The sequence below is a fragment of the Photorhabdus thracensis genome (assembly GCF_001010285.1).
Taxonomy (GTDB): Bacteria; Pseudomonadota; Gammaproteobacteria; order Enterobacterales; family Enterobacteriaceae; genus Photorhabdus; species Photorhabdus temperata.
The window spans coordinates 2543376-2564078 of sequence record NZ_CP011104.1 but is presented as its reverse complement, the minus strand read 5'-3'; the positions used below and the strand labels follow the sequence as shown (position 1 = coordinate 2564078).

Sequence of the window (20703 nt, the reverse complement as noted above, 5' to 3'; positions counted from 1 at the left end):
TAAATACCAGTATTGCATTTAGTGCAACAAAATCTTAGAGTTATGAACTATAATATGAACAAGTTCATAAGGTATCAATTTAGTTAAAAACCAATCATCTTTTTCACTACATTTAATGCAATTAAAAATAAGTTTATGCCATCTGTAACACATAGCGTTAAAAAGAGTATTTAAAATATGATTTTTTCAAAAAAATATCCTAAAGGTTCTATAAGAAGATTCATTTCCGGCTGGAAAGAATGTAGTTTTGAACGTTACCAACAGGCCTATTCTCTTTATGGCGGTGGAATATCTACTCACCCCAATATTGTAAGTTTTTTAAACAAAAAATTTGGGAATAATTTTATCTTTTACGTTAAAGAAAACCCAAAAACAGAAAACGTTATCGAAGGTGCATACTTTACATGCAAAGATCACAGACCGCTGACAAACCTCGTTGAAAATAACGGGATTTGTTCCTTTCATTGTGAATCATAATGCCATCCATTTTCCTCTTTCCTCATTAAGCCAATTTAATCGCCCGACAAGGCGTTATTTTCGCTTCTCCTGCAATGAAATGCTCGCTCTCCAGAGATAAAAACAACAAAGCATTGCGACCAGCAAGGCTATCTTCTTGATATTTTGGGCTGTGGCTGCCAAAAGACACTGTATTTGCACTTTTTGCAACCCACGGAAACGGGCATAGCGGTGCCCGTGATGTTGCTTCGCATCTGCAAAACTACGCTCTATCGTCTCCTTTCGCCGCTTGTAGGTTTTTTTACCCCACTCCGTTAGCCGGTTTTCCCTGGCCTGCTCTTTACTGTCCTCCCAGACATGACGGGTTATCTTTTTGCCCCCTTTGGCCTGCGTACAGGACGCGCGTTTCGGGCAATACTGGCAGATATTCGCCGCGGCCTGATAATGCCGGTATCCCTCTCGGCTGGTTGTTTTATAAATCAACTTTTCGCCCTGAGGGCACACATAGCAGTCCTCCTGCTTGTCATAGGTAAAATGTTTTTTCTGGAAGACGTTCGACCCCTTATTCGGACGGCGGTAACCGATTATCGGCATGACACCTAACTGTTCCGTTAAGTAACAAACCGGGGCCGTAAAATAGCCCGCATCCAACCCAACCGCGAGGGGATTGAGGGCAAAACGCTCTAACTGACGCGTCAAGCGCTTGATAAAAGGCTGGCTATCGTGGACATTACCCGGTGTGGCGTAGGTATCGGTGATAATACCGACTTGCCCATCCACGGTACGGTGGTCAAGGTAAAAGAACCCCCTGGGTTTGTTGGTCCGGTGCATAAACCCGCTTTCCGGATCAGTGGTACTGACCTTCGTCTTTCTCTGCCGTTCCTTTAGGGCTGGCTTCAGGCTTTTTTTCCGGCTGCCGCCCGGTCTTCAGTGACGGCTTTATCCAGTGCATCAAAATAGGCGCCGGGGGGAACCGGCCGCATGACATTCTCCGATTTATGCGGATTGGCACTGGCTTTCAGGTGGGTGCTGTCGGTATAGAGTACGCGTCCGCCCACGAATCCTTTGGCCATCGCCTGTTCAACAATGTGGTCAAAAATCTGCTGGAAGACCGCGGTATGATTGAAACGGCGGCGGCGGTTCTGACTCAGGGTTGAGGCATCAGGGACCTTCTCTGTCAGTCCGAGGCGCAGAAACCAGCGGTAAGCCACATTAACCTGAATTTCCTGAACCAGACGGCGTTCACTGGGGACGCCAAACAAGTAGCCGAGTAACATCATTTTAATCAGCATGACCGGATCGATAGCAGGACGGCCATTATTGTGGCAATACAACGGGGCGACTAATTCGCGGATAAATTCGAAATCAATGGCAGCATCGACTTGACGGACCAAATGATTTTTAGGGACCAGCTCGTCAAGCGAGAGCGTTTCTGGCGGGAAAGTCTGGAGAGGGGGGGGTCTTAACATGGTGGCAAGCTCCGTTGAGTGAACGGAACTTAATTAAAACAAAATGCCGGATAAAAAACCAGCACTTTGTCAATAATCTGGATCATCATCTGGCAGCAAGTCATCAAAAAAATTACCATTTCTTCTCTTACGATGAAATTATCTTTCCTATCGCCAAACATCTAAAAACCCTAATCCCAGGGAAATCTAAAGCCATCTCGCTCCTGCACAAAGAAAATTTTATCAACGTTTGTTATGGTCGGTTAAACAAACGAACAGTCTGTCTTGCTAAAGAGAATTTTTCTTATAAAACAAGAAGAAACCGAAGTAATGAAATTAACAAATTTAAGCGTTCTGGCGGGGAAATACATCAAATTAACGATTTTACCTGTCAAGAGTTCGTCGATATTTACACTACACTGTACGAAAAACGCTGGACATATAAAACACATAATGAAGAAGAGAAAGAAAAATTAATTGAATTATATACCGAGCTCAAACAACATCTGTACGGGAACGTTTTAACTATCAATGGTGCCCCGGTAGCCTACGATCTCGTCATAAAAGCAGACAGTCCCCAGTGGATTTCATTTGACGCAGTAGACGGCGGGCTCGATCCTGAACATGCCAATCTCAGTGTTGGCAGTATTTTAATGTGGTTAAATATTCATAACGCTTCAGACCTCTGCCAGCAACATCAAAAAACTATGCGTTATTCTATTGGCAGACCTTCTCTTAGCTATAAAGATCGCTGGTGCAATCGTTATCCATTAGTAAGGAGCTTATTCTAGTTTCATCAATATCCTTACATAACTAACTTATATGGCTTATATAGCCGTTTTCATAGAAAACGGCATTAATTTAACATCCCAAAAAAGTACTTTACGTTTTAGCTCTTAAGAGCTTCATCTTCTCATCTTGTAACAGCACTTTAAAAACCCAGAAAGGACATTACATCATGGCAAAGAAAACCATCCCAACCGCCGCTCCCGTTATTCCAAGAATAGTTTCCATAATTGACCAGGTTTTCAGTGTTTGAGATTCTGTCGCTCCAGTAAATTTACCGAACAACCAGAAACCGGAATCATTAACATGGCTCAATACCAGAGACCCCCCAGCAATACAGATTGAAAGGGCAGCAAGTTGGGCCCCAGAATATTCCAATACATCAACAACCGGCAGAATCAAACCAACGGTTGTCAGGCAAGCAACGGTCGCAGACCCTTGAATAACACGCACTGTACCAGCAAGGATAAAACACGCTAATGCAATTGGCAGACCCGCGCCAATCAATGCATTCCCCAACGCAGGACCAACCCCAGAATCCACCAACACTTGTTTGAATACACCACCGGCCCCGGTAACCAACAAAATAATTCCAGCAGGTTGAATAGCCGAAGAGCAAATATCCATCACTTTTTCTTTACTCATCCCACGACGAATTGCCAGACCATAAATGGCAACCAGACAAGCAACCAAAATCGCAGAGAATGGGTGACCGATGAATTCAAGCCACAAATACAATTCAGAGCCTTGTTCAACAAAACTCTCACCAACAGCTTTTAGACCAACCAAAGCCAAAGGGAGCAAAACCAGCGACAAGCTCAAACCAAAAGATGGCATTTTACCTTGACCAAGACTGGGTTCACTTATATCAGCGGGTAAATCCAAGGTGACATATTTACTGACGAAACTACCAAAGATTGGACCAGCCAGTAACATCCCCGGAATCACTGCACTGATACCAATCAGGATCATCCAGCCAAAATCAGCATTCATCTGTGAAGCCAACAACATCGGAACTGGACCGGGTAACAGAAACGCTGCGGCTGCCGCAACACCAGCAAACAAAGGAATAACCAGTTTCACTACGTTACCACCAGTACGACGCGCGACTGCAAACGCCACACCAATCAATAAAACAATCGCTACATCAAAAAACAGCGGTAAAGCACAAACCAGACCCGCGATCCCCAATGAATAATGCGCACGGCTTTCACCAAAACTATTTAGTAATTTAATCGCAATCTGATCCAGAGCACCTGTTTCATGCAGAACCTTACCAAACATCGCTCCCAGTGCAACAACAATCGCCAGAAAGCCTAATGTTCCGCCCATTCCTTCTTGCATTGTTTCGGTAATTTTATCCAATGGCATACCAGAAAAAACACCCGCGCCCATAGATACCAGTATTAACGCAACAAAAGCATGTATTCTGGCCTTCATCACCAGAAACAGCAGTAAAAGAACAGAGCCAACTGCTGTCAGCACTAAGGTTAAAGTACTCATTATTTTTCCCCTGAAATGACACTGTTAATTATTCTTATTGAGTGATTAATCACTTCATCAAGAGACGAACTAATATCAATCAGATAAACATCCTTTTCATCTCTACCCGGTTCTTCTAATGCCTCAAATTGAGACACCAACATTTGAGGTTTAAAGAAATGATCTTTACGTGCTTTCAACCGACTTTCAATTAAATCAAAGTCACCTCTCATATAAAGAAATGACAGATTCTTATTATTATCACGCAACATATCCCGGTAATGCTTTTTTAAAGCAGAACAAACAATCAGGGAAACTGGATTTGTGCGTTGCATGGCAAAAACTGCATCATTTAGTGATTTCAACCAGGGCTTACGATCTTCATCATTCAGTGCATAGCCTTTAGCCATCTTATTAATGTTAGATCTTGGGTGTAAGAAATCACCATCCAAAAAAGCGGAGTCCAGTTTATAAGCCACAGCATTGGCAACAGCAGATTTACCACTGCCTGATACCCCCATAAGCACAAAAACATGATTCGAATGCTGGGTATCTCTCATATAAATTCCTTAGCGCAGATATTTCACCCACAAAATGTTACCGGTAACTGTTATCGGTAACATTATCAGAAGTAGAAGTAAACTTCGCAACAATACGGAATATTCAAGAAATGGAAATGAGATATTTATCACAAATGAGCTCAAAGAATGTGAATCCAGTTGACCGATTAAATACTTTCTCCTAAGGATAACTGAAAACCGATATCGATCATTTTCTGTGGTAAATGTTCACCTTTCAGCCGTGCCATCAATAATCCAGCAGCCTTCCGTCCCATTAAGTCACGAGGTGTCAACACACTGGCAAGTTTTGGTGTCATCACCCGACCAACATCGTGACCATGAAAACCCGCTATCGCAATATCATGCGGTACAGCTATCCCCTGACGTTGACACTCAAAAATTGCTCCGATAGCGAGGTCATCATTGGTACAAAACAGACCATCCACATCAGGATACTTTGTTCGTGCTTCATTCAGTAGTTTCCCCCCTAAGGTGTAAGAAGAGCTGTCAGGTGTCATTACCTTACCTGGCTTTAAACCTACGCTTTTCATTGCAGCCTCATAACCTTCCAGGCGAATAATGGTCCTTTCATCCTGCCTTGCTCCAAGATAAATCACCCGCTGGCAACCACGCTCAATCATTGCCGCAGTCATCTGTCGGGCTGCTTCAAAATTATCAATACCGACTGCCGTGTCGATACAGGGAGAAACACAGTCCATCAGCTCAACGACAGGGATCCCGGCCGTTTCCAGCATCTTCAAAGTGCGCGGTGTGTGAGTACGTTCAGAAAGAATCAAGCCATCAATATTGTAGGAAAGCAGGGAAATTAAACGTTCCTCTTCCTTCTCTGAATGGTAACCATAATGAGCCAGCATAGTTTGATAACCATTACGATCTGTCACATATTCGATACCACGAATAACTTCCGCAAAAACCTGGTTAGTCAAAGAAGGCAATAAAACACCGATAGCATGACTAGTAGAATTAGAAAGAATATCCGGAACTCGGTTCGGGATATAACCTAATTCATCCAAAGCATCAGCTATTTTCTTTCGCAATTGCTCAGAAACTTGATCGGGGTTACGCAAGAAACGACTTACTGTCATTTTTGTAACACCAACAAGATCAGCCACATCTTGTAAAATAGGACGTTTTTTCTTCATATTTCAATACAATACAAAATTAGTAAAAAAGTTTAGGATAATAAACACAGCGCTATGACATATTTATACACTATCAGAACACGTTTTTTTTGAGTTTAGCCTGGTAGTGGAACAGTGATCCCGATTTATTATCTATTCAGACTCTGTAGGATAATTTTCAGTCAAAATATAATGTAAAATACAAAGATGACACTTATCTACAATTCCAGCAAGAATGTAAAATTTAACAGGCAATGTTTTCTATAGTATTTGTCGGTTAACCTCAGATAAGGTTAAAGCACTAAGCTACTGATTAATCTGCTGCTACTGATATTATCTCCCAGAAAAGCACCATTATGGGTACTAGTACTACAGCCGTACTTACTTTTTTCAACAGAAAAGACACTCATAGAAAAGCTTAATTCATGCGGTTTCTCAGAGTGGTGACCATCAAGGAAAATGCAACTTTCTGGTATCTACGGCTGTAGTACTAGTACTACAGCCGTACTTATCCTGAGGGTGGGCTCCCCCCTCTGCGACGGTAGTGACACTGCTGAGCACGGTACTGGTGCCTCCGCCTCCAGAGAGACCAATGCAGAATGTGTTCAACGACATCTTGGGTTTTCCACATCAGTCGTGATAGTAGCCTGCGCAACTCCGGGACGCTCAACGCAATCAGCCCCGGCACCGTTTTTTTTCTCCTGCACCCGCAAGGCTACCAGCACCGCGTGGGCTAACAAGGACAGCGTGATGTGGCGATACCAGCCCTGCCAGCGCCGCACTTCGTATTGCGCCAGACCGCACTCCCCCTTGGTGGCTTCGAAACCCGTCTCTATCTCCCAACGCCGGCCCGCCACCTGCGCCAGCGTCTTGAGCTTCGCCTTCTTTCGTGGGGCATACACCACGTAGTAGGCTAATTCCTGTTTCTCATCACGGCTGCGACGCACGAGCAGGTAGTGACCGAAACGCCGTTCTTCCCGCGTTAATTGCAGGCGCCACAGCGGGGTAAACGCCCAGTCGTATCGACGTTCGCCTTTGGCGCCGGTTCCCGCAGACCGGCACTTCCAGGCTCGGGGCGTCAGCGATTTGGCGATGGCCTGCGCACTCATGAACACCGGTCCCTTCCACCACAGCGGCTCATTCCGGGCGACGCCCAGTACAAAGGGCTGTTGGCGCGACTCCAGCCAGACCCGCAGGCGGCGGTCACCGCCATAGACACTGTCGCCCGCGACCCAGCCACAGGGGACGCCGGCATCCAGTGCCCGCTCAAGCATCCGGCGGGCCAGCTGGGGTTTCGTGGCAAACTTCACTTCCGTGGGGATACCCGCCGCCTCACGCCGTGGCGGGTCATCAACCCACTGACGGGGCAGATATAACTCCCGGTCAATGAAGGCACTGCCCCCACCGCCGGCATAGCACAGGAAGACGCCAATCTGGCTGTTCTCCACCCGTCCGGCGGTGCCGCTGTACTGGCGCTGTACGCCGGCGGAGTACTGCCCTTTCTTGATGAATCCGGTCTCATCGACAATCAGCACGCTGTTGTCATCCCTCAGGTGGCCGACAACGTAGTCACACAAGATATCGCGGGCCGCGTCGGCATCCCACAAGGCACGTTCAAGCAGATGCTGTACCCCGTCAGGCGTGGCTTCGCCCATCCACTCAGCCAGTTGCCAGCCGTTCTTGCGTTCGACGTTGCTGAGGAGTCCCTTAAGGTAGGCCAGACTGCGCTGTCGGGGTTCGGAGCGTTTGAACAGGGGAGCTAAACGGGCGTGTAATGTATCCAGCTCCTGTGTCCACAGGGTCAACGGTGTTTGCATCGAATCTTTCGCTATGTTGGCATGAGAACTTGGCGCATTATGACACAATATCTATCTACGGCTGTAGTACTAATACGAGAACGGTAACAACATAAAATGCAAGAGAAACGATACAGCCAGTTACTGCAATGATTATAATCAGTATGCTTTAATCGGCAAATATAATTAAATAGTAACGGACTCCTATTTTCTATGCCTAATTACCGTCATTTACCCGCATTAAAAAGAGCATTCAACCCCAAATATCGGTCAGTACTAATACAGCTGTATTTCTAAATACTATTCTAACTAATCATACTAATGATAATATTTTACATAACCATAAAAATGACAAGGCTGATCATTCCAGTTTTGATTGTGATGTAAATGGAAAAATAAGTAATCAATTATCACCTGTGGCTGATTGTAGTTATATTCATAACGATATAAAGATGGAACGTTATTAGATTATATAAGCATAATGTATACATGATTCCTACTACATGAGTAAGCCTAACAGCTAACGAAAGAGATGCAGATCAAGAGTCATCACTGTAATAATGAAGAGGTAAAAATTTCTGGTCATTCTAAAGCAGATATTCGGGCTCATTATTTGCATATAAGCTAGGCTTATGAATATTCTGGAAGATTTCCATCATAACAAGCTGAACTTAAAATGTAAACGTCCGGTGAACTCACCTTGCATTGTCAGATAACAACAAAATAGGATGTTAACTGAAGGGATTCTCAGGCCAGGGCAACAGCTCATTCAACCGATTGTTCGGCCAGACAGGCAGTCGGCTGAGGACATCACGTAACCAGACCCAGGGCTCATGTCCGTTGGCCTTAGCGGTTTCCAACAGGCTCATTATCATGGCCGCCCGTTGCCCCGCGGGCAGTGAACCCGCAAAAAGCCAGTTCTTTCGGCCGAGCGCCACGCCCCGGACCGCATTCTCCGCCCGGTTGTTGTCTATCGGCACCCGGCCATCATCCAGATAACACACCAGGGCCGACCAGCGCTTCAGCGTATAATCTATCGCTTTGCGTAACCCGGAGTTGGGCGCCGTTTGGGCCTGAGTCGTCTGCAACCAGGACCGGAACTCATTCAGCCACGGCCGGGCATAACGCTGCCGCCACTGACGCCGTTTATCCGGGGGCCGGTGTTTGATTTTTCGCTCCAGCTTGTACAGGTCACGAATGCCATCCAGCGCCTGTTTCGCTACCGAACTTTGGCTCGCTTTATATTGGTCAAAGAATTTACGACGGGCGTGGGCCCAGCAACCCGCTTCGGTGATATCCGCCCGGGCATGCAACGCGTTGTAGCCGGCGTAGTCATCCGTGACAAGGTAGCCACCGGCCCATGCCTCCAGGAACCCCTGTGCATAACGGCCACTGCGGCCGGGATGCAGCTCATAGTACACTACCGCCGGCGAGGTCTCGGAGCCGGTGACATACGTCCACAGATAGGCCCGCTGGGTCTGGCCTTTTCCCGGGGACAGTATCGGCAACGGGGTCTCATCGGCATGCAGCACGGGGGACGTCAGCAATGTCTGCTTCAAGGCATCGGCCAACGGTTGCAACGCCACAGCCACCTGCCCCACCCAGTCCGACAGGGTGCTGCGGGCCAGGGTTACACCACTGCGGGCATAGATTTGCTGCTGACGGTAGAGCGGAAGGTGGTCACGATATTTGGCGACCACCACCTGAGCCAGCAACCCCGGCTCTGGAATGCCCTTTTCAATCAGATGGGCGGGCTGGGCTTTAGCATGCACACACTGACAGCGCGCGCAGCTGTACTGCGGGCTGATATAGCGCCGGACGATAAACGTGGCCGGACGGTATTCCAGTCGCTCACTGACTTCATCACGCAAAAAGCGCAGGGCATGACCGCAATCCGGGCAGCTCTCCGTCTCCGGCGCCAGCCGGATATCTTCACGGGGTAATGTCGCCGGCAAAGGCTGACGTTTAGGATGAGACGCGGGTGCGTCTTCCCTGATATGCAGGCGTGAGAGCTGGGTTTCCAGCACCGCGATATCGGTCTCCGCATCCTCCTCAAACTGACTGCGCTTGGGACCGGCAGGCAGGGTTTCGCTGTGTGCGCCAAAACGCCAGCGTTGCGCCTGTTTTAGGGCCTCTTCCAGCTGGTGAATGTAGTCGCGTTGTTGCTGAAGCAGCGCCAGTGCCCGCGCCCGAAATTGCCCGGGGTCATCCAGCGCCATTAAGTCATTGAGCGTCATGCCGACAGTGTACCGGATAATTCCCCGCCGTTATCCGGTAAAAGTGTGACCGGGGCGGCAAAATCAACTTCGCCAGCCGGACAGGTCATCTCCCTCGACCTGTTGCCAGTGGATGCCGCGGATGAGCCAGTCAAACTGGGCGGGCGTCATCACCCAGCTGCGCTCGCCCTGCTTCGGCCAGACAAAATGGGCCCGGTGCAGACGGCGGGTACACAGCCAGACGCCGTGTCGGTCCCAGCGCAACACCTTGAGGCGGGAGCGGGCCTTGTTGCAGAAAACAAAAGCGGCTTCGTCCTGCCAGCGCAAATTCAGTCCCTCGAGGTGTTGGGTCAGGGCATCAATGCCCCGGCGCATGTCGACGGGCTCGCGCACCAGAAAGAGCTGTTGCGGTTTCAGCATCGGGCCAGTACCCGCATCACGTCAGGCAACAGCGTCAATGGACAGATGGCATACCCGTCTGGGGTATGCAGGGTGACGGTGCGCGCGTCGTCAGGCTGGAGTGAAACCGGCAAGATGGCGGGCAGTGTCTGGCTGAGAGGTTGAGGTATGTTGTTACTGTCGGCAATCCAGTCGCGGAAAGAGGAAAAACTCAGCTGATGCTGTTCGCAATACTGTTTTCGGGTCAGGTCACTGTGGCGCCATTGGGTCACATGGTGTTGTTTTTGCTCCGGGGTATATCAGCTACGGCTCATGATGTCAGTCTCCAAATTAAAGAAAGGAAGCGGTAGCGTGCATGGGCCGGAGGGGAAGAACAAGGTGAGATGACCGGAGTATTACCTTAAAATATCGTGACTCATCTTCTTTTCTATCCACTTTAAAAAGCTGTTGAAGTTATTTTTTATATCTGCCACCGCTATAACGTATTTTGATTATTCACAGATTGATGAATAAACAGTCTGTTTCTTCAAGTAAATAGGCATCAGACGAAGCAGGTAAATAAAATCATCCCCCAAAACGCAAAAACCCCCAGCTTACGCTGAGGGTCTTCACCGAATATCAAGCCTGGCAGTTCCCTACTCTCACATGGGGAGACCCCACACTACCATCGGCGCTACGGCGTTTCACTGCTGAGTTCGGCATGGGGTCAGGTGGGACCACCGCGCTATCCCCGCCAGGCAAATTCATTTCATCCCGACCGTTATGCTCGCCCCCGTTTCCCCGGGCCGCACAACCATCAGAACCAATCTGTTCAACAAGCTGAATCTCTCTCTCATCTCTCGCACCAAAACACCTTCGGTGTTGTAAGGTTAAGCCGCTCGGTTCATTAGTACTGGTCAGCTCAATGCATCGCTGCACTTACACACCCAGCCTATCCACGTCTTCGTCTTAAACGTTCCTTCCGTGACCTTACGTCAAGGGAAGACTCATCTCAAGGCAAGTTTCCCGCTTAGATGCTTTCAGCGGTTATCTCTTCCGCACTTAGCTACCGGGCTATGCCATTGGCATGACAACCCGTACACCAGCGGTGCGTCCACTCCGGTCCTCTCGTACTAGGAGCAGCCCCTTTCAATCTTCCTGCGCCCACGGCAGATAGGGACCGAACTGTCTCACGACGTTCTAAACCCAGCTCGCGTACCACTTTAAATGGCGAACAGCCATACCCTTGGGACCAACTTCAGCCCCAGGATGTGATGAGCCGACATCGAGGTGCCAAACACCGCCGTCGATATGAACTCTTGGGCGGTATCAGCCTGTTATCCCCGGAGTACCTTTTATCCGTTGAGCGATGGCCCTTCCATGCAGAACCACCGGATCACTAAGACCTACTTTCGTACCTGCTCGAGCCGTCACTCTCGCAGTCAAGCTGGCTTATGCCTTTGCACTAACCTCACGATGTCCGACCGTGATTAGCCAACCTTCGTGCTCCTCCGTTACGCTTTAGGAGGAGACCGCCCCAGTCAAACTACCCACCAGACACTGTCCCCGATGCGGATCACGCACCCGGGTGAGAACATCGAACATTCAAGGGTGGTATTTCAAGGATGGCTCCATGCAGACTGGCGTCCACACTTCCAGGCCTCCCACCTATCCTACACATCAAGGCTCCATGTTCAGTGTCAAGCTATAGTAAAGGTTCACGGGGTCTTTCCGTCTTGCCGCGGGTACACTGCATCTTCACAGCGAGTTCAATTTCACTGAGTCTCGGGTGGAGACAGCCTGGCCATCATTACGCCATTCGTGCAGGTCGGAACTTACCCGACAAGGAATTTCGCTACCTTAGGACCGTTATAGTTACGGCCGCCGTTTACTGGGGCTTCGATCAAGAGCGTCGCACTGACGTGCTAACCCCATCAATTAACCTTCCAGCACCGGGCAGGCGTCACACCGTATACGTCCACTTTCGTGTTTGCACAGTGCTGTGTTTTTAATAAACAGTTGCAGCCAGCTGGTCTCTGCGACTGGCTTCAGCTCCGGGCGCTCGGCCCTTCACCTACCGCCAGCGTGCCTTCTCCCGAAGTTACGGCACCATTTTGCCTAGTTCCTTCACCCGAGTTCTCTCAAGCGCCTGAGTATTCTCTACCTGACCACCTGTGTCGGTTTGGGGTACGATTCAATATGACCTGATGCTTAGAGGCTTTTCCTGGAAGCCGGGCATCAACCACTTCACCGCCGTAGCGGCTCGTCATCACGCCTCAGTGTTGCAGCAGAACGGATTTGCCTGTCCTGCCCACCTACACGCTTAAACCGGGACGACCGTCGCCCGGATGGCCTAGCCTTCTCCGTCCCCCCTTCGCAGTCACATTCAGTACAGGAATATTAACCTGTTTCCCATCGACTACGCTTTTCAGCCTCGCCTTAGGGGTCGACTCACCCTGCCCCGATTAACGTTGGACAGGAACCCTTGGTCTTCCGGCGAGCGGGTTTTTCACCCGCTTTATCGTTACTTATGTCAGCATTCGCACTTCTGATACCTCCAGCGGGCCTCACGACGCCGCCTTCGCCGGCTTACAGAACGCTCCCCTACCCAACGACACATTCATGTCGCTGCCGCAGCTTCGGTGCATGGTTTAGCCCCGTTACATCTTCCGCGCAGGCCGACTCGACCAGTGAGCTATTACGCTTTCTTTAAATGATGGCTGCTTCTAAGCCAACATCCTGGCTGTCTGAGCCTTCCCACCTCGTTTCCCACTTAACCATGACTTTGGGACCTTAGCTGGCGGTCTGGGTTGTTTCCCTCTTCACGACGGACGTTAGCACCCGCCGTGTGTCTCCCGTGATACCATTCTTCGGTATTCGCAGTTTGCATCGGGTTGGTAAGCCGGGATGGCCCCCTAGCCGAAACAGTGCTCTACCCCCGAAGATGAATTCACGAGGCGCTACCTAAATAGCTTTCGGGGAGAACCAGCTATCTCCCGGTTTGATTGGCCTTTCACCCCCAGCCACAAGTCATCCGCTAATTTTTCAACATTAGTCGGTTCGGTCCTCCAGTCAGTGTTACCTAACCTTCAACCTGCCCATGGCTAGATCACCGGGTTTCGGGTCTATACCCTGCAACTTATGCGCCCAGTTAAGACTCGGTTTCCCTGCGGCTCCCCTAAACGGTTAACCTTGCTACAGAATATAAGTCGCTGACCCATTATACAAAAGGTACGCAGTCACCCCTATTAATAGAAGCTCCCACTGCTTGTACGTACACGGTTTCAGGTTCTCTTTCACTCCCCTCGCCGGGGTTCTTTTCGCCTTTCCCTCACGGTACTGGTTCACTATCGGTCAGTCAGGAGTATTTAGCCTTGGAGGATGGGCCCCCCATATTCAGACAGGATACCACGTGTCCCGCCCTACTCGTTGAGTTCACAACTTGTGTGTTTTGGTGTACGGGACTCTCACCCTTTACTGTGCGACTTTCCAGACGCTTCCACTAACACACCCGCTGATTCAGACTCTGGGCTGCTCCCCGTTCGCTCGCCGCTACTGGGGGAATCTCGGTTGATTTCTTTTCCTCGGGGTACTGAGATGTTTCAGTTCCCCCGGTTCGCCTCGTTTGACTATGAATTCATCAAACGATAGTGCAACGGATTGCACTGGGTTTCCCCATTCGGACATCGCCGGCTATTACGCTTCATATCAGCTTACCGACGCTTTTCGCAGATTAGCACGTCCTTCATCGCCTCTGACTGCCTAGGCATCCACCGTGTACGCTTAGTCGCTTAACCTCACAACCCGAAAATGTCTCGGATTGCCGATTGTTGAGAGACTGGTCAATAATACCTCGGTGATATTATCGACGGTTTCAATTTTCAGCTTGTTCCAGATTGTTAAAGAGCAAAATAATTCGCAGCATACTGTCGCCAATATGCTCTGAACTATTATTAGTATGGTGGAGCTAAGCGGGATCGAACCGCTGACCTCCTGCGTGCAAGGCAGGCGCTCTCCCAGCTGAGCTATAGCCCCATACAAATTCATTATCGCCAGTTTTATACAAACTTTTTCATCGCAGCCAGTTTCAACGCGGATCACGCAGTGTGCGCGTGCACATAAGTCATGCAGCATTCGAAAATGGCAAAGAGGAAACGCGTTTGGTAGGCCTGAGTGGACTTGAACCACCGACCTCACCCTTATCAGGGGTGCGCTCTAACCACCTGAGCTACAAGCCTGTTACGATAATTTACTCTGTTCTTTCATCAGACAATCTGTGTGAGCACTGCACTCAACTGCATCTCAGGTAAGGAGGTGATCCAACCGCAGGTTCCCCTACGGTTACCTTGTTACGACTTCACCCCAGTCATGAATCACAAAGTGGTCAGCGCCCTCCAAACGGTTAAGCTACCGACTTCTTTTGCAACCCACTCCCATGGTGTGACGGGCGGTGTGTACAAGGCCCGGGAACGTATTCACCGTAGCATTCTGATCTACGATTACTAGCGATTCCGACTTCATGGAGTCGAGTTGCAGACTCCAATCCGGACTACGACAGACTTTATGTGTTCCGCTTGCTCTCGCGAGGTCGCTTCACTTTGTATCCGCCATTGTAGCACGTGTGTAGCCCTACTCGTAAGGGCCATGATGACTTGACGTCATCCCCACCTTCCTCCGGTTTATCACCGGCAGTCTCCTTTGAGTTCCCACCATTACGTGCTGGCAACAAAGGATAAGGGTTGCGCTCGTTGCGGGACTTAACCCAACATTTCACAACACGAGCTGACGACAGCCATGCAGCACCTGTCTCTCAGTTCCCGAAGGCACTTCGCTGTCTCCAGCAAATTCTGAGGATGTCAAGAGTAGGTAAGGTTCTTCGCGTTGCATCGAATTAAACCACATGCTCCACCGCTTGTGCGGGCCCCCGTCAATTCATTTGAGTTTTAACCTTGCGGCCGTACTCCCCAGGCGGTCGATTTAACGCGTTAGCTCCGGAAGCCACTCCTCTTAGGGAACAACCTCCAAATCGACATCGTTTACCGCGTGGACTACCAGGGTATCTAATCCTGTTTGCTCCCCACGCTTTCGCACCTGAGCGTCAGTCTTCGTCCAGGGGGCCGCCTTCGCCACCGGTATTCCTCCACATCTCTACGCATTTCACCGCTACACATGGAATTCTACCCCCCTCTACGAGACTCCAGCCAACCAGTCTTAGATGCCGTTCCCAGGTTAAGCCCGGGGATTTCACATCTAACTTAATTGACCGCCTGCGTGCGCTTTACGCCCAGTCATTCCGATTAACGCTTGCACCCTCCGTATTACCGCGGCTGCTGGCACGGAGTTAGCCGGTGCTTCTTCTGCGGGTAACGTCAACATACCGCTCTGTTCAAGCGATATCCTTCCTCCCCGCTGAAAGTACTTTACAACCCGAAGGCCTTCTTCATACACGCGGCATGGCTGCATCAGGCTTGCGCCCATTGTGCAATATTCCCCACTGCTGCCTCCCGTAGGAGTCTGGGCCGTGTCTCAGTCCCAGTGTGGCTGGTCATCCTCTCAGACCAGCTAGGGATCGTCGCCTAGGTAGGCCATTACCCTACCTACCAGCTAATCCCATCTGGGTTCATCCGCGGGCGTGAGGCCCTTTCAGGTCCCCCACTTTGGTCTTGCGACATTATGCGGTATTAGCCACCGTTTCCAGTGGTTATCCCCCGCCCTCGGGCAGATCCCCAGACATTACTCACCCGTCCGCCGCTCGTCAGCAAAAATGCAAGCATTTTCCTGTTACCGCTCGACTTGCATGTGTTAGGCCTGCCGCCAGCGTTCAATCTGAGCCATGATCAAACTCTTCGATTAAAAGCTTGATGCTCAAAGAAACTGACTGTTCATTCGTTATGAATTAACTGTTGTTCACTCTTTAAGACTTTAGTGTATTTTTTTGTGATACCGTCTCGTGAGTGCCCACACAGATTGTCTGATTAATTGTTAAAGAGCAGGCTGAAACAAAAAGTAATATTCTCGTTCAGCCGGGCTGCGTATACTACGCTTTTCGCCCGCAGAGTCAAGCGCTTATTTGCTTTGCTCTGCCTGGCCTCACACGTTTTATCAGCGTTGTGTCGGTCAGTGGTGGCGCATTATAGGGAGTTCTTCGGCGCTGGCAAGCATTTATTTAAAAAAAACTGTCATTCGCGGTTTTTTTCAACTAAACACTGAAAAAAAGAACAAATCAGTTATTTTTCACTCACCATTCCAAGGAAATCATCAGCAAAATGATCGACTTGCTGCCAATCGGTATATTCAATTTCTTTGGTTGTATCAGTTTCCCCACCTGTCATCTTCATGATCAGTTTAACCATTACACGATCAAACCAGCGATAACGAGGATAAAGTAACGCACCAGCAAAAACACCACACAGATCTGGCTGCCATGGGGTATTAAGCAAAAATTTACGGACATAGACATTCGTTTCAGGTGTACGCTTCTCTGGTTTCCTTGCTGTCAGATTCACGCCAAAAAATGCGGTTGGCATTTTATTAAGCTGCTGTTGATGACGAATAGCAAATTTCTTCAGTGCTGAACTAAAATGACCATATCTGATTGAAGCTCCAATCATAACTTTGTCATAAGATTTCAAATCGATTGTTTCTGCTGTTGCCAAGTCTCTGAGATCACATATCTGCCCTGCTCTGTGTAGATTCTCAGCAATGTGGGTAATAATTTTCTTAGTCTGCCCATCCCGACTGGAATAAAGCAATAAGCAGTTCATAGCGATATCCTTCTTCCAATAGATTATTCACGCCAGAAGGTCGGTGTAAATAAAACTAACAAAGTAAATACTTCCAAGCGGCCAAACAACATCGTTATAACTAATATCCATTTAGCCGCTGGATTCATTGCAGTGAAGTTATCAGCAACAACACCCAACCCAGGCCCTAGATTATTCAGTGTAGCGGCTATCGCAGAAAAAGCAGAAAGTTCATCTACTCCAGTGGCGATAAGCAATAACAAACTGATGATAAATACCAAAACATAAGCAGAGAAGAATCCCCAGACAGCTTCAATAATACGTTCAGGTAATGCTCTTCTCCCTAATTTTAGGGTATAAACCGCATTCGGATGAACCAACCGCTTCAACTCACGGGAACCTTGGAGGAATAGCAATAAGATACGAATGACTTTCAGTCCCCCCCCAGTCGACCCCGCACAACCACCGATAAAAGCAGAACACAGCAGCAGTATTGGCAAAAATGATGGCCAGCGGGCAAAGCTATCTGTACTGAACCCAGCCGTTGTCGCCATTGAAACAACCTGGAAAACAGCTTGGTTCAGTGTCTCCATTCCCGATTTATAAACAGCATAGTGCCATAAGATAAAAGTACAGATAATCACCAGTGCTAATTGAATAGAGATGAACATACGGAATTCAGGGTCCCGCCAGTACACTGTCAGGCTGCGTCCCGTTAACACCGCGAAGTGCAGACCAAAATTACAACCAGAAATCAGCAGAAAAATCGCAATGATAGTATTTATCACTGGGCTATTAAAATAACCAATACTGGCATCATGAGTAGAAAACCCACCAATTGCAATGGTTGAAAAGCTGTGAGAAATAGCATCAAAAACTGACATACCAGCCGCCCATAACGCCAGAGCACAGGCAATTGTCAGTAACACATAAATCAACCACAAAGTTTTTGCTGTTTCAGCAATTCGTGGACGCATTTTATTATCTTTCAAAGGCCCTGGCATTTCAGCCCGATAAAGCTGCATTCCTCCGACCCCAAGCAGAGGCAATATTGCAACAGCCAGCACAATAATCCCCATCCCCCCCAACCATTGCAACATCTGCCGATAGAAGAGAATCGCTTTAGGCAAGGTGTCAAGCCCAATAAGTGTTGTAGCGCCCGTTGTTGTTAAACCAGAGAAAGATTCAAAGAATGCATCTGTAATAGAAAGATTTGGCTGCTCAGAAAAAATGAAAGGTAAAGCCCCGACACTACCAAGTACCGTCCAAAACAAAACAACGATAAGAAATCCTTCCCGAGGCTTTAATTCATGTTTTTGTTCCCGGTTTGGTATCCAAAGCATTAAACCGATAACTAAAGCAAAAATAAATGTCTGACTAAATGCACGCCCAGCGCCATCACGATAGATTAGAGCTACCAACCCTGGAATAATCATGGTGACAGAGAAAAGAATAACAAGCAGCCCAACAATACGGGTTATGGCACGAAAATGCATTCAGCTGGTTCCTTAGAAATCCAGTTAACAGAGAATATTTACAGATCAGGTGTTAAATACAGTACACCACGACTTAGATCACGTAATTTATCACCGACTTCACCCAACAGGGTAGCTGGAAGTGAAATTCGCAAAGTAACTCTCTCTGCATATTCACTGGCAATAATCTGCCCCTCTGATTTCTGTAATAACTGTTCAATCATAGAGATATGGGCATATTCACACTGCAAGGAGCAGATCTTCTGTGGAACCTTATATTTTGTTTCCAGTAATTTCAGCGCCTGTTGGACACTATTTCCATATGCCCTGACTAATCCACCGGTACCTAATTTTATTCCGCCAAAATAACGGACAACAACTGCGGTTATTTCACCAATATTATTTCCCATAAGCTGGGATAGCATCGGCTTACCTGCGGTCCCTGAAGGCTCCCCATCATCAGAAAAACCCAATTGTTGTGAATCATCCGGAGCACCAGCAACAAATGCCCAGCAATGATGCCGGGCGTCAGGGTACTGCGCTTTGATTTGCTGGATAAATGCCTTAGCTTCATCTACCCCACAGGTATGCTCCAGCAGGGTAATAAAGCGACTTTTTTTAATCTCTTCAGTCAAACTCACTGGAGCTGTGGGTATCAAATAAGGCTTCATTATGGCAGTTGCAGATCCCTAGTCATGTTTTCCACCTTATTTTCATGGATAACAATGTTGTCTTCAATACGAATACCGCCGAATGGTTTAAGCATCCCAATTTTATTCCAATCAAAATACTTACTGAACTCACTTTCACGCCAAGGTGCAAGCAACGATTCAATAAAATAAAGGCCCGGCTCGATAGTTAGCACCATACGGGGTTCCAGAATACGGGTACAACGCAGATATGGATATATGGCCGGAGCTGCTAAATGTGTACCTGTATCATCCTGCATAAACCCTGCCGCATCATGGACCTGCAATCCAAGAGGATGACCAATACCATGTGGAAAGAATGGCGTTGTCAGCCCTTTTTCAATTATAGCTTCTTCGCTGATATCTTTCACGATACCGTGTTTTTTCAGCAATTTAGCAATCCGATGATGCATATGAATATGATATTCGGTGTAGCGAACTCCTGCTTTAATCGTACTGATTAGCACTTTTTGTTCAGCATTCATATCGTTAATCAGAGCAGCGAATTCATTATTACTTTTTGCTGAATAAGTACGGGTGATATCTGCTGCATAACCATTATATTCAGCGCCAGCATCAATCAGGAAACTACGCACTTCTGAAGGTGCATTGTGCTGCAATACGGTGTAATGCAAAACAGCCGCATTTTCATTTATAGCAATAATATTGTCATAAGGCACATCTGTATCACGATGACCTGTTGCCATCAGATAAGATATATTAATATCAAATTCACTCATTCCAGCCTGAAATGCTTCATGAGCTGCCAGATGCCCGACAACAGCCGTTTTTTGCGCTTCACGCATACAGGCCAGTTCATAATCTGTTTTATATGAACGATAAAAATGCAAATAATCCAGAACAGCTTTCGGATTGATATTATGTTCAGAAAAACCAAGTTCTTTTGCTCTTGGTTGTGAACAACCAATATAAGCAACATTCTGTTTCACATAAGTACTTAACTCTGAATTGATATCTCCGGTATTTGCCAGATGAATCATTTCAACTTCTTTAGTCCAGTAGCTGGTTGGCAACGGTTCTACACTGTGCCAATAATCTATCGGTGAATAAAACCATAATTTAGGCTTATTAATACCATCTACCCATAACCAACAATTAGGTACTTTAGTTACGGGTACCCAAGCTTTGAAGTGAGCACTAACTTTAAAAGGATAGTCCCTGTCATCCAAGAAAATACGCTGTAATTCACCGGAGTGAATAAGCAGAGCATCCAATTGATTACGGGCCAGTACTTCGCGAGTACGTTGTTGCAATGTAGAGATGTGTTCGTGGTACAGAGATGCCAACTTTTCCATTTCAATTGACCTTTTTTTTATTTTATGGCTGAACCATTAGCTTATCATAGCCATTGATATTTGCAGGTATCACGCGAAAATCATCCCAATTTATCGGATCCTGCTAACTCCTTATTTATAAAAATATAAAAACAACTATTGTCAATGAGATACAAATCTCACTTGTGATCACCCTTGCAAAAAACTAATCACTCATTTGCATTTACTTAACATAAT

15 protein-coding genes, 2 tRNA genes and 3 rRNA genes are annotated in these 20703 nt (G+C 47.7%); 2 read left to right on the top strand and 18 right to left on the bottom strand.

The annotated features are described in order from the left end of the window. Window positions 1-177 precede the first annotated feature (177 nt). Window positions 178-477 carry a GNAT family protein gene (locus VY86_RS11070; RefSeq protein WP_046974980.1) on the top strand — a complete coding sequence of 100 codons (300 nt, stop codon included), beginning with the start codon at window positions 178-180 and terminating at the stop codon, window positions 475-477. Window positions 478-531: 54 nt separating this feature from the next. Here the strand turns inward: VY86_RS11070 and VY86_RS11065 are convergent. Continuing rightward, window positions 532-1925 (bottom strand): IS1182 family transposase gene (locus tag VY86_RS11065; RefSeq protein ID WP_158019915.1). Its coding sequence is split into 2 segments (ribosomal slippage): window positions 532-1358 and window positions 1358-1925, totalling 1395 coding nucleotides; the frame shifts between segments, so codons are not numbered across the junction. Window positions 1926-1939: 14 nt separating this feature from the next. Here VY86_RS11065 and VY86_RS11060 point away from each other — a divergent pair. Beyond that, the gene (locus tag VY86_RS11060; RefSeq protein WP_238591659.1) at window positions 1940-2695 is read left to right on the top strand and encodes a GNAT family N-acetyltransferase; all 756 of its coding nucleotides are present in this window, start codon (window positions 1940-1942) and stop codon (window positions 2693-2695) included. A 160-nt stretch (window positions 2696-2855) separates the two neighbouring features. Here VY86_RS11060 and gntU read toward each other — a convergent pair whose 3' ends face one another. From gntU to pepQ, 17 genes are all read right to left on the bottom strand, one after another. After that, complete coding sequence (gene gntU / locus VY86_RS11055) at window positions 2856-4193, bottom strand: gluconate transporter (RefSeq protein ID WP_046974979.1); 1338 nt, start codon at window positions 4191-4193, stop codon at window positions 2856-2858. Next, entirely contained in the window at window positions 4193-4732 is a 540-nt protein-coding gene (gene gntK / locus VY86_RS11050) for a gluconokinase (RefSeq protein WP_046974978.1), read from the bottom strand. Before gntK ends, gntU begins: the two co-directional genes overlap by 1 nt. Before the next feature lie 167 nt (window positions 4733-4899). Beyond that, complete coding sequence (gene gntR, locus VY86_RS11045) at window positions 4900-5895, bottom strand: gluconate operon transcriptional repressor GntR (protein WP_046974977.1); 996 nt, start codon at window positions 5893-5895, stop codon at window positions 4900-4902. A gap of 429 nt (window positions 5896-6324) precedes the next feature. Beyond that, entirely contained in the window at window positions 6325-6489 is a 165-nt protein-coding gene (locus VY86_RS25380) for a hypothetical protein (protein ID WP_202967583.1), read from the bottom strand. Next, window positions 6480-7691, bottom strand: coding sequence for an IS701 family transposase (locus tag VY86_RS11040; protein WP_238591457.1), 1212 nt, complete (start codon window positions 7689-7691; stop codon window positions 6480-6482). The genes VY86_RS25380 and VY86_RS11040 overlap by 10 nt, the downstream gene beginning before the upstream one ends. A 710-nt stretch (window positions 7692-8401) precedes the next feature. Then, window positions 8402-9907 (bottom strand): IS66 family transposase, encoded by a 1506-nt coding sequence (gene tnpC, locus VY86_RS11035; RefSeq protein WP_046974976.1) that lies wholly within the window; start codon window positions 9905-9907, stop codon window positions 8402-8404. A gap of 63 nt (window positions 9908-9970) precedes the next feature. Continuing rightward, window positions 9971-10306, bottom strand: coding sequence for an IS66 family insertion sequence element accessory protein TnpB (tnpB, locus tag VY86_RS23335; RefSeq protein WP_071881012.1), 336 nt, complete (start codon window positions 10304-10306; stop codon window positions 9971-9973). After that, window positions 10300-10557: an IS66 family insertion sequence element accessory protein TnpA gene (tnpA, locus tag VY86_RS23330; protein WP_238591658.1), complete on the bottom strand. Its 258-nt coding sequence runs from the start codon at window positions 10555-10557 to the stop codon at window positions 10300-10302. Before tnpA ends, tnpB begins: the two co-directional genes overlap by 7 nt. A 350-nt stretch (window positions 10558-10907) precedes the next feature. After that, a 5S ribosomal RNA gene (rrf, locus tag VY86_RS11025) occupies window positions 10908-11023 on the bottom strand. A gap of 127 nt (window positions 11024-11150) precedes the next feature. Next, window positions 11151-14061, bottom strand: a 23S ribosomal RNA gene (locus VY86_RS11020). A gap of 162 nt (window positions 14062-14223) precedes the next feature. Next, window positions 14224-14299: transfer RNA gene (locus VY86_RS11015), tRNA-Ala, on the bottom strand. 126 nt (window positions 14300-14425) lie between these two features. Next, window positions 14426-14502 (bottom strand) — tRNA-Ile (locus tag VY86_RS11010). Window positions 14503-14571: 69 nt separating this feature from the next. Continuing rightward, a 16S ribosomal RNA gene (locus VY86_RS11005) occupies window positions 14572-16117 on the bottom strand. Together the 16S, 23S and 5S rRNA genes with 2 tRNA genes alongside form the textbook arrangement of a ribosomal RNA operon. Window positions 16118-16491: 374 nt before the next feature. Beyond that, window positions 16492-17028, bottom strand: coding sequence for a menaquinone-dependent protoporphyrinogen IX dehydrogenase (hemG, locus tag VY86_RS11000; RefSeq protein ID WP_046974975.1), 537 nt, complete (start codon window positions 17026-17028; stop codon window positions 16492-16494). Between the two features lie 23 nt (window positions 17029-17051). Continuing rightward, window positions 17052-18503 carry a Trk system potassium transporter TrkH gene (trkH, locus tag VY86_RS10995; protein WP_046974974.1) on the bottom strand — a complete coding sequence of 484 codons (1452 nt, stop codon included), beginning with the start codon at window positions 18501-18503 and terminating at the stop codon, window positions 17052-17054. A 38-nt stretch (window positions 18504-18541) separates the two neighbouring features. Next, window positions 18542-19153: an IMPACT family protein gene (locus VY86_RS10990; protein ID WP_046974973.1), complete on the bottom strand. Its 612-nt coding sequence runs from the start codon at window positions 19151-19153 to the stop codon at window positions 18542-18544. After that, entirely contained in the window at window positions 19153-20487 is a 1335-nt protein-coding gene (gene pepQ, locus VY86_RS10985) for a Xaa-Pro dipeptidase (protein ID WP_046974972.1), read from the bottom strand. The genes VY86_RS10990 and pepQ overlap by 1 nt, the downstream gene beginning before the upstream one ends. Window positions 20488-20703: the final 216 nt, after the last annotated feature.